Here is a 13,246-nt window from a genome sequence, read left to right on the forward strand (position 1 = left end):
AATCAGTGAAGAAATTTGCATACCAAGCATGGTGCATATAATGAAAACTTTGCAAGGAATTGGCAATGTTAAAAAATGACAAATTTTTAGATATTTTGCTTTTTGAATATTTTAAACTGAAATCCCTTATTTCGTAGAGGTGATTTGTGTAACTCGGAAGTCAAAAAAAATGAATTGCTATTTTTAGTGATGATTAGATGTACTAACTGGTGGACTAAATTATTCATTTTGTAAAAACAATGGAATAGGTAATTAGTCGAATAATTTAAGCATAAATAACTGTTTTTTATGCTTTTAGTTGATGGTTCTTGTTGGCGAGTGAGCATTAGTTTTGCACGAGTCATTCTGTTATTTGCGCTCGAATACATGAAATATCCTTATAGTCTTTATGGTTTATACAAGTCTTTATTGTTAATCATTTTCGATTCAGGTCGTTGTTTGCTCTTTATTCAATTTGCTGTGCTTAGCGATTGGCAAAAAAGCATGAATTGTGTCATTTCGGGTAGCGATTAATGACATAAAATTGTCTGAAAAAGTTAAGTTTAATCATTTAAAATCATTATTACTCAGGACTTGTTGATGATGAATGCATATCATTCTTGATTTTTGAGCTGTCTTTTTACAAAGACAGCTTTTTTTATTTTGTCATTGAAATTGCAGCAGTGTAAGTATCTAGCAAAAGACAACTAGATGCTTGAATTTCATAGGATTCTGCTCGGTCATTTGAACTGTTCCACTTTTGCATTTGTTGAAAAAGCCATTCGAAATCACTGTTTTTAGGTTCAGCCGTATTTTGCACAAAATTCCGAATGATATTTTGGATGGTATAAAACTTTTCAACATGTACATCAGCTGAGCAATTGAATTGTATGACATCAAATTCTGTCAAAAGCTCCCAAACAGGACTGAAATCCTCTAAGACTTGAAGTTCTCGTTGAGCTTTCAAAATGGCGCTGCTTAATGCAATGAGTGTATTTGGATTCTGAGCAGCCCATTCTTGAGTCACAGCAAGTACTTTATCAGCGACATTTGGCGCAACTTGTTGACTTGAACAAACGATATGGCTGAGACCTTGTAACTCAGCTTGAGTATTCCAAGGTTCTCCTACACAAAAGCCATCAATTAAATGATTACTCAGAGCTTCAACCATATACGGAGGTGGTAAGGTTTTCACTTTGATCGTATGGGCAAGTTCTGCATCAGCAAGTGCTAACCATTCTCTCAAACAATAATGATGGATCGAATGTTTGAATACATGCGCTAAAGACACTGGATTTTGCTGTTTGATATAACCAACCAATTTGTTTGCAGTAACTTGTGCAGAGTCTTGCTTTTGTATGTCGAGTTCAAAACATAGTTTTTGACTTAAGCTAATAAATGCACGGTTTTCACTTAAAACTAAAGGTGTTTGTAAAGGGATGCCAATTTGATCTGCACCGATTGCAGCAGCAGGTAACATTGCGGATAAACAATGTGCAGCATCTAATAAGCCAAAGGCAAGACGGTCACGGAGACTTGCCCACGATGCTTCTTTGACTAATGTGACCTCTAGCCCAACTTCTTGGAAAAAGCCTCGATGTTTTGCCCACAATAACGCGGCACAATCAAGCAAAGGAATATAACCAAGTTGCAATTCGGTTTTTTCTAAGTTTCCTAATTCAACTGAATGGCTCATCTATTCATCCTTTATTTGATTATTTAACAATTCTTGGGCATCAAGCAGACGACGTGCCATTTCACCAATCGTCATACGATGACTCATTGCATTTTTTCGTAGTAACTGGAATGCAGTATCTTCAGTCAATCCATGCAATTGCATGAGTAGAACTTTGGCTTTTTCGACATCTTTACGATCTGCAAGTTTAGTTTTTGCATCTCTGAGATCACATTCGAGTTTCTTGTGCTTTTTAAATTGTTCAATAGAAATATCTAAAATGGTATGCAAACGACTTGGGTCGATACCATCAACGATATAGGCTGTGATCCCCGCATCGACAGCTTGTTTGATGGTGTCTTTATCTGTGTTTTTGGTGAAGAGGACAGTAGGTAAGTCAAAGTTACTCACACAGCTTTCAATGACATCACGATGTGGGTGATCCATATCAAGTAGAATTACGTCTGCTTGAAGATGTTCTAACTTAAAAATATTCAGGTGATCGAGTGTAAAGCAAGCAACTACATCAAAGTCATGTTGAATTAAACTGGTCTTAATGTATTCCGCTCGAGCCTGATCATCGTCAATGAGTGCGATTTTGAGTTTCGGCATAAGTATAAAGGTCAATCTATAGATATGAGCACATGAATGTGCCGTAAGCATTGTTTTTGAAGCAATATTAGTGCCATAAAGAAATTCTTATTCGGTGCAATTCCTTTATAGACTTGTTGTTTATGCGCTTTATTGTATCGCTGCTTTTGTGATGATGAAATGAAAATCGATGTTGGAATCCTTAAAAGATGGATTGTGTATCTTTATGGTGCAAAAAAAGAGTTTTTTTGAAGCATAGATGAGGATGCAATAAAACAGGTCATTATTCATAGTGCATGATGTTAAAGCATGTTTTAGCATTTGTAGAGACGATGATATTTTAAAAAAATATAATAAAAACAATTCCTTAATATTTTAATTAAAAATTAATTGTGAGTTGGCATAGCACTTGCTTATTTAATCTCAGTCAAAGACGACTTTTTAAAATTGTAAGACGGCCAACGATGTCCGATCTGATCGGTTTGTTAACACAGCTTGATGTGTCGACAAAGCAGTATACGTTCAGTATGGGAGATGGCAATGTCTTTAGATTTATCGGCGAAAAAGGCCACATCAATTAAGCTCTTTAGCTTTTCCGCACCAGCGATGCGAGCGTTTCACCTCAGTTGGCTTGCATTCTTTGTTTGTTTCTTTGCTTGGTTTGCTTGCGCACCGTTGATGCCAGTCATTGCAGGTGAATTTCATTTAACCAAAGATCAAATCGCGAATATCAATATTGCAGCAGTTACGATCACGATTCTTGTTCGTTTGATTGTTGGACCGCTGTGTGACAAATATGGCCCACGTAAAACGTATACCGCTTTATTACTAATTGGCAGTATTCCTGTCTTTGGTGTTGCAGCAGCGAATAGCTATGAATCGTTCTTATTCTTTCGTTTACTGATCGGCGCAATTGGCGCGAGCTTCGTAATTACTCAATATCATACCAGTGTCATGTTTGCCCCAAATGTTGTGGGCACTGCAAATGCCGCATCAGCAGGTTGGGGTAATGCGGGTGGTGGTGCGACACAAGCGATTATGCCGCTATTGCTTTCTGCTTTGGTGATGTTTGGTGTTGAGCAAGCGATGGGTTGGAGAATTGCACTGCTTGTACCGGGTGTGATGATGCTGATTGTCGGTGTACTTTACTGGAAATTTACTCAAGACTGTCCTCAAGGTGATTACAAAGAGCTTCGTGCCCAAGGTGTTGTGGTGGGTAGCGACAAAAAGGGCGGTCTTGCAATCTTGATGCATGCAGCACGTAACTACCGTGTATGGATTCTTTTCTTCTCTTATGCAGCATGCTTCGGCATAGAAATCTTTATTCATAACATTATTGCGATGTACTACGTAGATCATTTCAGTTTTGGTTTAAAAGAAGCAGGTTTAGCGGCGGGTATCTTTGGTTTACTTGCACTATTTGCTCGAGCGCTCGGCGGTATCCTTTCAGATAGAGTCGCACTTAAAAAAGGTTTGGATGGACGTACTAAAGTTCTATTCCTTCTCATTTTAGGCGAAGGCTTATTCCTCATGCTGTTCTCTCATATGAATAGCGCAGCACTTGCAATCTTGAGCATGACTATATTTGCACTGTTTACCCATATGGCATGTGGTGCAACCTATGCATTGGTTCCTTTTATTGATCGTGAAGCACTTGGTGGTGTTGCAGGCATTATCGGGGCAGGTGGAAACGTGGGAGCAGTTGCAGCAGGTTTCTTATTGAAAGGAATGCTCGATATTCAAACTTGTTTAATGGTTTTAGGTGGCTTGGTGGTGGTAGCAGCGAGTTCTGTCATGCTGATCCGATTTTCGGTAGAGCATAAAGAAAAAGAACAACGCTTATTCGAACAAGCAGTGTTAGAACGCGGCACAGAACAAAACAGCGCAGCTTAACCCAGATTAGATTTTAGGAGAAACACAATGAAATTAGTGATGATTGGTCACGGTATGGTGGGGCATAAATTCATCGAAGCCATCTTAGAAAAAGCTGATGATGAATTAGAAATCACAATTCTCGCTGAAGAACCACGTATTGCATATGATCGCGTTCATTTGACTGAATACTTCTCTGGTAAATCAGCAAAAGATTTGTCACTTGCTCGTTTCGATTTCGCGGATGCACATGGTATTGATTTAAGACTAAATACAAAAGCAATTGCCATTGATACAGCAGATCAAACGATCACTACCAGCATGGGTGATGTGATTAGTTACGATAAGTTGGTTTTAGCAACAGGCTCTTATGCTTTCGTTCCTCCAATTGATGGTAATGATCGCGAAAACTGTTTTGTATATCGTACCATTGAAGATCTAGACGCAATTCGCGAAGCGAGTTTGAATGCTAAAACAGGTGTGGTAATCGGTGGTGGTTTGCTCGGTCTAGAAGCAGCAAAAGCATTACGCGATTTAAACTTAGAAACGCATGTGGTTGAGTTTGCACCGCGTTTAATGGCTGTTCAAATCGATGATCTAGGCGGTAAAGTTTTACGTCGTAAAATCGAAAACCTAGGTGTTAAAGTTCATACTCAAAAAGCAACTTCATCGATTGAGGCAGGTAGTGAAGCGACGCATGTGATGAAGTTTGCTGATGGCAGTGAACTTGAAACTGATGTGATTTTATTCTCAGCAGGTATTCGTCCACGTGATGAGTTGGCACGTTCTAGCGGCTTAGCAATTGGTGAGCGCGGTGGTATTAAAATCAATGATTATTGCCAAACTTCAAATGACAACGTGTATGCGATTGGTGAATGTGCGCTTTGGGATAATAAAATTTATGGTTTAGTTGCACCGGGTTATGACATGGCTCGTATTGCAGCAAAACATATCCTTGCCGAAGAAACACATAGCTTCGCGGGTGCCGATATGAGCACTAAATTGAAGTTAATGGGCGTAGATGTAGCTTCGGTTGGTGATGCGCACGGTATGACACCAAACTCACTAAGCTATTTCTTTGCTGATGAAGATGCATTGGTTTATAAGAAAATTGTTGTTGATGCTGATAAGACGAAACTGTTAGGTGCTGTACTGGTTGGTGATGCGAAAGAATATAACGACCTTTTGCAAATGATGTTGAATGGTTTGGCACTGCCTGAAACGCCTGAAAGTTTGATCATGCCAGGCTTTGCTGATTCTGGTGCGAAAGCAGGCGGTAGTGGCGTTGATTTACTTCCAGACAGTGCAACGATTTGCTCATGTAATAACGTATCTAAAGCGGATATTTGCCAAGCGATTTGTGATGGTTCAACTTCACTCGGTGCTTTAAAGAAATGTACTAAAGCTGCAACAGCATGTGGTGGTTGTGCGCCGTTGGTGACACAAGTTTTAAAATCTGAGTTACAACGTCAAGGTGTAACCGTTAATAACCATGTGTGTGAGCATTTCCCATATTCACGTCAAGAGATTTATCACTTAGTACGTGTCAATGAAATCAAAACATTTGATGATTTGATTCAACAACATGGTCATGGTCTAGGTTGTGATATTTGTAAGCCAATGACTGCCAATATTTTAGCATCATGCTGGAATGACTTTGTATTAGAACCAAGCCACGCGGGTCTACAAGACAGTAACGACTACTACTTGGGGAACATTCAAAAAGATGGTTCTTATTCAGTTGTTCCGCGTATGGCGGGTGGTGAAGTCACACCAGATGGCTTGATTGCCGTGGGTCAAATTGCCAAAAAATATAACTTATACACCAAAATTACAGGTGGTCAACGTGTCGATTTATTCGGTGCGCAACTACACGAGTTACCATTTATTTGGGAAGAGTTAAATGCTGCTGGCTTTGAATCTGGTCATGCTTACGGTAAATCATTACGTACGGTGAAATCATGTGTCGGTAGTACGTGGTGTCGTTATGGTGTGGATGATTCTGTCGGTTTAGCGATTGAATTAGAAAATCGTTATAAGGGCTTACGTTCACCTCATAAATTGAAAATGGCGGTGTCAGGCTGTACTCGTGAGTGTGCTGAAGCACAAGGTAAAGATGTTGGTGTGATTGCAACTGAAAAAGGTTGGAATTTATATGTCTGCGGTAATGGTGGTATGAAACCGCGTCATGCAGAGCTTTTGGCTTCTGACTTGGATACTGAAACTTTGATTCGCTATATCGACCGTTTCTTTATGTTCTACATTCAAACCGCGGATCGTTTACAACGTACCAGTGTATGGCGTGACAATATGGAAGGTGGCTTAGATTATCTCAAAGCGGTGATTGTTGAAGATTCTTTAGGACTTGCTGAAGAACTTGAAAACCGTATGTCGCATGTGATCGGTACCTATCAAGATGAATGGCGTACTGCCGTTGAAAATCCTGAGATCCGTAAACGTTTCCAAACTTATATCAATGCGAGTGCGGAGCAACAAGCCGATCCATACATTCAATTTACAGAAGTGCGTGATCAAATTCGCCCACTAAATGAAGCTGAACGTTCAGTTGATCGTATCCCAATGGTTGAAGCATAAGGAGAATCAAAATGACCAATTTAAAAGATATGAATATGCTTCCAAATGATCAATGGGTAGATGTATGCCATCTGAGCGATATTACACCGAATACAGGTGTAGGTGCTTTGATTGAAGGGCAATCCGTTGCTTTATTCCGTGTTGGAAATGAAAACCGTATCTACGCATTGAGTAATAAAGATCCATTTAGCCAAGCGAATGTCATGGCTCGCGGTATTATTGGTGATCTACAGGGCGAGCGCGTGATTGCATCACCAATTTATAAACAGCATTTCAGTCTAGCAACTGGGCGTTGTTTGGAAGATAAAGATCAAAAACTTTTAGTGTTCCCGACTAAAATTGAAAATGGTCGTGTGTGGGTCAACCCGATACCACAAAAGACTTACATCACCAATAATGGAACATCACAAGATAAATTAAAATTGGTGTTGATTGGCAATGGTTTAGCAGGTATGCGCTGTCTTGAAGACTTGTTAGATATGGCACCTGATCGTTATGAAGTGACCGTGATTGGTGAGGAACCATGGGGTAATTACAACCGTATCATGTTGTCACCAGTGCTTTCAGGTGAAAAAACCATTGATGACATTATGTTGCATCCACATGCATGGTATAGCGATAAAGGAATCAAATTTATTGCGGATGATCCTGCGGTGAAAATTGACCGTACCCGTAAGATTGTACATACAGAGAAAGGTGAAAGTGTTGATTATGATCGCTTGATTATTGCAACAGGTTCATCACCATTTATTCCTCCAGTCCAAGGCGTGGATTTAAAAGGTGTGATTAGCTTCCGTGATATTTACGATGTCAATACCATGATCGAGTATAGCCAAAGCAAGAAAAATGCAGTGGTGATTGGTGGAGGTTTACTTGGTCTCGAAGCAGCGTATGGTTTGGTACAACGTGGTATGAACGTGACTGTATTGCATCTGATGGATCGCATTATGGAACGTCAGCTTGATAGCCGTGCGAGTGGCATGTTACGTCATAGCATTGAGCAAAAAGGCATTAAAATCATGACTGAAGCGAATACTGAAGCTTTGATCGGTAAAGATGGTCATGTCAGCCAAGTTCGTTTGAAAGACGGTACAGTACTAGACGCTGATTTAGTGGTGTTTGCGGTGGGTATTCGTCCAAATATCGCATTAGCACAAAGTGCAGGCTTACGCTGTAACCGTGGTATTTTAGTTAATGACACCATGCAAACTTTTGACCCAAGTATCTACGCGGTAGGTGAGTGTATTGAACACCGTAATCAAACTTTTGGTTTGGTTGAACCGTTGTGGGGACAAGCATTTATCTGCGCAACACATCTTGCAGAGCATGGCAGCTTGACGTTCAAGTCTCCAACCGTACCGACACAGTTAAAAGTCAGTGGTGTGGATGTGTTCTCGGCAGGAAATTTTGAGCCGAAAGAAGATTATGAAGACATCATTTTGAACGATGAAAAACGTCAAATTTACAAACGAATTATCATTCAGAAAGATCATGTGATCGGTGCGGTGCTGTTTGGTGATACAGAAGATGGTATGTGGTATGCCGATCTGATTGCCGATCAAACACCGATTTCAGGTTTTAGAAATAAATTGTTGTTTGGTAAAGATTTTGCAATGAAAAAAGCAGGTTAGTCATCTTTGGTTTAGGGGAGTCATCCCCTAAGCTGAAATCGAATATGAAACGCAGTCAGAGATGAAAATAGGTAGAGGGGCAGTCATGAACAGTATTCAAAATTTAGAACACAGTCGCTCCGATCATGTAGAAAAAATCATTACAAAAACGACTTGTCCCTATTGTGGCGTGGGATGTGGTGTCAATGTTGAGGTGCAACATAAAGCACATGGCACAACGGTTCAAGTGTCTGGTGATGCCGAACATCCATCTAATTTTGGTCGACTTTGCATTAAAGGTAGTCGTTTAGCTGATACTTTAGGTTTAGAAACACGTGTATTGAGTCCAATGTTTGGACGTAAAAATCACCGTGAAGCAACCACTTGGGATGCTGCGGTGGAAAAAATTGCGACACAATTTCAGGCATGTATTGATCAATATGGTCGTGATAGCGTTGCCTTCTATGTCTCTGGGCAGTTGCTCACTGAAGATTATTATGTGGTAAATAAGTTTGTTAAAGGATATTTAGGCACTGCCAATATTGATACCAATTCACGCTTATGTATGTCTTCTGCAGTTGCAGCGCATAAGCGTGCTTTTGGCGAAGATATCGTTCCAGCCAGCTATGAAGATTTTGAATATGCCGACATGGTGGTCTTAGTTGGCTCTAATACAGCATGGTGTCACCCTGTGTTGTACCAACGCATCATGCAGGCTAAAAATAAAAATCCAGATTTATTTATTGTGGTTGTCGACCCACGTTTTACCAGTACTTGTGAGCAAGCTGATTTACATTTGCCAATTTTACCTGGGCAAGACGTTGTTTTATTTAATGGTTTGTTGCAGCACTTGTATCAGAACGATCATGTTGATCATCATTTTGTTGAATCCTATACAGAAGGTTTAGAAGCACTATTAGACGCAAGCGCAACCGAACAAGATTTCGACAGTATTGTAAAACGTACAGGGATTTCAGCTGAAAAATTACAACTGTTTTTTGAGAAGTTTGCTGAAACAGAAAAAGTAGTCACGCTATTTTCGATGGGCGTGAATCAATCTTCTCAAGGGGTCAATAAAGCAAACAGCATTATTAATTGCCATTTACTCACGGGAAAAATTGGTAAGTTAGGCGCAGCGCCATTCTCAATGACAGGCCAACCGAATGCCATGGGTGGACGTGAGGTTGGTGGCTTAGCCAATATGCTTGCGGCACATATGGATTTGGAAAACCCATCGCATCAAAACCTTGTGCAAGATTTTTGGCAAAGTCCCACCATTGCCACACAAGCAGGATTGAAAGCGGTCGATTTATTCAAGGCAGTTGAAAGTGGCAAAATTAAAGCCATTTGGATTATGGCAACCAATCCTGTGGTGAGTTTGCCAGATGCAGATCAAGTGAAACGTGCCTTAGACCAATGCGAGTTTGTGGTTGTTTCAGATATCTGTGCTGAAACTGATACCACAGCGTATGCCGACGTGTTGTTACCAGCACTTGGTTGGGGGGAGAAAGATGGCACAGTGACCAATTCTGAACGCCGTATTTCACGTCAACGTGCCTTTTTAGATTCACCGAAACAAGCCAAAGCGGATTGGTGGGCAGTTTCTGCAGTTGCGAAAAAACTGGGATTTACAGGCTTTGACTTTAATCATGCATGTGACATTTTTAATGAACATGCAGCTTTGTCGGCGTTTCAAAATGCAAGCCTTGATCAGCGTGATCAAGTTGAAAATTTTCGCTATTTTAATTTAAAAGGTCTAACTGAATTATCAGTTGAAGCCTACGACCAATTGCAACCGACACAGTGGCCTGTATGGGAAAAAGGACAAAGTATTGCTGTTGAGCAACTTTTTGATCAAGGTCGTTTTAGTCATAAAAATAGCAAGGCGAAATTGATTCCAACAGTTGCGATTGATCCTGTTCATTCGATTTCGGAAGATTATCCGCTTATTCTCAATACAGGTCGTATTCGTGATCAGTGGCATACCATGACCCGTACAGGATTATCAGCAAACTTAACCACACATCGTGCAGAACCATTTTGTGAAATCCATCCAAATGATGCTTTGAAATTTGGTATACGTGACAAAGCGCTCGTCGAAGTGCGTTCAGAATGGGGCAGTTGCGTGCTACGGGTGACGTTGGCGCAAGGTGTGCGCCGTGGTCAAATTTTTGCACCGATTCATTGGACTGAGCAAGTCGCTTCTGATGCTAGAGTTGGTAAAGTGGTCAATCCAGTGGTCGATGCCATTTCGGGTGAACCTGAATTCAAACACACACCTGTTGCGATTCAACCGTTCCATACGACTTGGCAAGGTGTACTCTATGTTCGTGATGGTTTTGAGCATCATATTAGAGCTTCACTGAATAGCTGTGCTTGGTGGACTAAGATAAAGATTGCTAAAGCTTTACGTTATGAAATTGCTGATCGTCATCACTTTGATGAAACGCAGAAAAACCTGAAAAGTTTTTTACCTTTTATTGATGAAACCTATGAATGGTTGAGTATTGAGGATATTTCTGCTCAGATGAGTCACAGTGTTATTCTGAAAGATGGTATTTTGATCGCAAGCCTCTATATTGCACCATCCGATATGTTGCCTGATCGCGATTGGGTCGCTAGTTTATTTAAACGTGAACGTTTGAGTGCTTTACATCGTAAAGCTTTACTCGCAGGTATGCCAATGTCCGCAACTAATAATGATGGTCCATTGGTGTGTAGTTGTTTCAAAGTTGGAAAAAACAAAATTATTGAAGCAATTAAAACGCAAAATATGACACATGAGAAACAAGTGACTGCATGTCTAAAAGCAGGAGGAAATTGTGGTTCATGTTTACCCGAAATTCGTGGTTTGATTAAAACCTGTCAAGTGGAGGCTGAGGCATGAATACCGATTTTCCCGCTACAGATCTGGTGATCTTGGCGGGAGGGCAAGCACGTCGTATGAATGGGATGAACAAACTATTGCAGCAGTTTGATGATCAGATTCAGCTCTCCAAAATTTGTCAAAGGTTCAAACCAGAAGTCCAACATATTTGGGTGAATAGTCATAGAGACAATTCGATTTATAAAAGCATAGAACCTGATATTCAGTGTTTTTCTGATGATCAAAATGGTTTCTTTGGCCCGTTAATGGGAATGAAAAGTGCTTGGTCACATGTACAAGCGGATCACGCGCTGTTTATACCATGTGATGTCACTTATATTCCGAATCAAGTTTTGACTAAATTGCATCGGATGTTAGAGAAAAACCCGCAAGCAGCGGCAGTTTACGTTTCTGTGAATGGTGATGCACTTTATCCATTCTGTCTCTTAAAAAGGGAAAGTCTTGCTGTTTTAGAACAACAAATTGCAGTGAATAAACTCAGTTTGCGTGATTGTTTCAAGCTGTTGCATGCGCAAACTGTGGCATTCCAAAAACAAAGCTTGTTTTGCCACAGTATTAATTCTTTGGATGAGTTGCAACAATATCGTCAAATGAAAGCATTTAAACAGATATTCAGCCCTTAATTGAGATCATGCAGAAGCTTTGCTGAGGTAGTTTTGCATTTCCTCTGCTGGTACCATACCACCGCCAGTACCCCAAACAATATGATTTGCAAGCTGAAGTTGTTGCTCAGTAAACTGATGTAAATCGATATAGTCTGAATGTGAATGAACCAGAACTGGGCCTAGCATTCCAGCCAAAGCCGAGGGTTCCAGCTTTAAACTTTCAGATTGATTGAGTATCCCGAGCAGGTTATACATGGTTTGGTCATCTAAGGTGTAAAAACCATCCAATAACCGTTGCATTGCTCGTCCAACAAAACCTGATGCACGACCTACAGCTAAACCATCGGCAGCTGTGATGTTGTCAATGCCGATATCTTGAACTGAAATTTCATCATGTAGACCTGTTGCTACGCCAAGCAACATACACGGTGAATGAGTGGGTTCTGCAAAAATACAATGAACATCATCACCAAAAGCCATTTTCAAACCAAAAGCAACGCCACCAGGCCCACCACCAACGCCACAAGGTAAGTAAACAAATAGAGGGTGTGCTTGATCAACAATGACTCCTTGTTGAGTCAATTGTTGTTTTAAACGCTCACCAGCAACGGCATAACCTAAAAACAATGTTTTTGAATTTTCATCATCGATAAAAAAGCAATTTGGATTTTTTAACGCCGCTTTTCGACCTTCTTGTACAGCTATGCCATAGTCCTGCTGGTATTCCACAACAGTGACACCATGTGAGCGTAGTTTGTCTTTTTTCCATTGGCGTGCATCAGCAGACATATGAACGGTGACATCGAAGCCCAATTTTGCACTCATAATTCCGATGGACAGCCCAAGATTACCAGTAGAACCAACAGCGATGCTGTATTGACTAAAGAATGTTCTAAACTCATCACTATTCAGTTTTGAATAATCATCATTCAGATTGAGTAGATTTGCTTTTAGTGCAAGCTGTTCTGCGTGATAAAGCACTTCATAAATGCCACCACGTGCTTTGATTGATCCTGAGATGGGTAAATGGCTATCTTTTTTTAGCCATAAAGTACCTTGAATGTTTTGATTAAAATGCTGTTTTAGATATTTTTGCATATTTGGAATGGCAGTCAGTTCTGATTCGATAATGCCATTTGTCGTACTCGTTTCTGGGAATACAGCCATCAAGTAGGGTGCAAAGCGTGCTAAACGATCTCGTGCATCATCAATATCTTTTTTGGCTAGACCAACAAATGGTAAGCCTTCAGCCAGTGTTGTGAATTCAGGATTAAACCAAACAGTTTCTTTGAGTTCAATCAAATCTTTGACGATAGGATGCTGATTAATAAGGTCTTGAATTTGCTTTGAATCCATTCATTTTCTCTTGAAATTTATTTAACCAATAGTGATGTAAGCTTGAAGGAGTTTTCTTCTTTCAAAGCCTTTTTTC

At 40.2% G+C, this 13,246-nt stretch carries 8 protein-coding genes; 5 read left to right on the top strand and 3 right to left on the bottom strand.

Annotated features, from left to right (window positions below; translation table 11 throughout):
* Positions 1-637: 637 nt before the first annotated feature.
* Both F959_RS08830 and F959_RS08835 read right to left on the bottom strand, forming a co-directional pair.
* Positions 638-1,675 carry an ABC transporter substrate-binding protein gene (locus tag F959_RS08830; protein WP_004879285.1) on the bottom strand — a complete coding sequence of 346 codons (1,038 nt, stop codon included), beginning with the start codon at positions 1,673-1,675 and terminating at the stop codon, positions 638-640.
* Positions 1,676-2,266, bottom strand: coding sequence for an ANTAR domain-containing response regulator (locus F959_RS08835; RefSeq protein WP_004879286.1), 591 nt, complete (start codon positions 2,264-2,266; stop codon positions 1,676-1,678).
* 519 nt (positions 2,267-2,785) lie between these two features.
* Between F959_RS08835 and F959_RS08840 the strand changes: the two genes are divergently transcribed.
* The 5 genes from F959_RS08840 (at position 2,786) to mobA (ending at position 11,832) form a co-directional block, all read left to right on the top strand.
* Complete coding sequence (locus F959_RS08840; RefSeq protein WP_004879287.1) at positions 2,786-4,138, top strand: MFS transporter; 1,353 nt, start codon at positions 2,786-2,788, stop codon at positions 4,136-4,138.
* Between the two features lie 27 nt (positions 4,139-4,165).
* Positions 4,166-6,712, top strand: coding sequence for a nitrite reductase large subunit NirB (gene nirB, locus F959_RS08845; protein WP_004879288.1), 2,547 nt, complete (start codon positions 4,166-4,168; stop codon positions 6,710-6,712).
* Between the two features lie 11 nt (positions 6,713-6,723).
* Complete coding sequence (nirD, locus tag F959_RS08850) at positions 6,724-8,343, top strand: nitrite reductase small subunit NirD (RefSeq protein ID WP_004879289.1); 1,620 nt, start codon at positions 6,724-6,726, stop codon at positions 8,341-8,343.
* 85 nt (positions 8,344-8,428) lie between these two features.
* Entirely contained in the window at positions 8,429-11,209 is a 2,781-nt protein-coding gene (locus F959_RS08855; protein WP_004879290.1) for a nitrate reductase, read from the top strand.
* Positions 11,206-11,832 carry a molybdenum cofactor guanylyltransferase gene (gene mobA / locus F959_RS08860; protein WP_004879291.1) on the top strand — a complete coding sequence of 209 codons (627 nt, stop codon included), beginning with the start codon at positions 11,206-11,208 and terminating at the stop codon, positions 11,830-11,832. The genes F959_RS08855 and mobA overlap by 4 nt, the downstream gene beginning before the upstream one ends.
* A gap of 6 nt (positions 11,833-11,838) precedes the next feature.
* Here mobA and F959_RS08865 read toward each other — a convergent pair whose 3' ends face one another.
* Positions 11,839-13,170: a D-serine ammonia-lyase gene (locus tag F959_RS08865; protein ID WP_004879292.1), complete on the bottom strand. Its 1,332-nt coding sequence runs from the start codon at positions 13,168-13,170 to the stop codon at positions 11,839-11,841.
* Between the last annotated feature and the right edge of the window lie 76 nt (positions 13,171-13,246).

This window comes from Acinetobacter venetianus RAG-1 = CIP 110063 (assembly GCF_000368585.1).
In the GTDB taxonomy this organism is placed as follows: Bacteria; Pseudomonadota; Gammaproteobacteria; order Pseudomonadales; family Moraxellaceae; genus Acinetobacter; species Acinetobacter venetianus.

What these genes read in the sequence shown, in the direction of transcription:
- F959_RS08830 (WP_004879285.1), bottom strand. Translation starts at nt 1,675, where the DNA reads ATGAGCCATTCAGTTGAATTAGGAAACTTAGAAAAAACCGAATTGCAA.
- F959_RS08835 (WP_004879286.1), bottom strand. Translation starts at nt 2,266, where the DNA reads ATGCCGAAACTCAAAATCGCACTCATTGACGATGATCAGGCTCGAGCG.
- F959_RS08840 (WP_004879287.1), top strand. Translation starts at nt 2,786, where the DNA reads ATGTCTTTAGATTTATCGGCGAAAAAGGCCACATCAATTAAGCTCTTT.
- nirB (WP_004879288.1), top strand. Translation starts at nt 4,166, where the DNA reads ATGAAATTAGTGATGATTGGTCACGGTATGGTGGGGCATAAATTCATC.
- nirD (WP_004879289.1), top strand. Translation starts at nt 6,724, where the DNA reads ATGACCAATTTAAAAGATATGAATATGCTTCCAAATGATCAATGGGTA.
- F959_RS08855 (WP_004879290.1), top strand. Translation starts at nt 8,429, where the DNA reads ATGAACAGTATTCAAAATTTAGAACACAGTCGCTCCGATCATGTAGAA.
- mobA (WP_004879291.1), top strand. Translation starts at nt 11,206, where the DNA reads ATGAATACCGATTTTCCCGCTACAGATCTGGTGATCTTGGCGGGAGGG.
- F959_RS08865 (WP_004879292.1), bottom strand. Translation starts at nt 13,170, where the DNA reads ATGGATTCAAAGCAAATTCAAGACCTTATTAATCAGCATCCTATCGTC.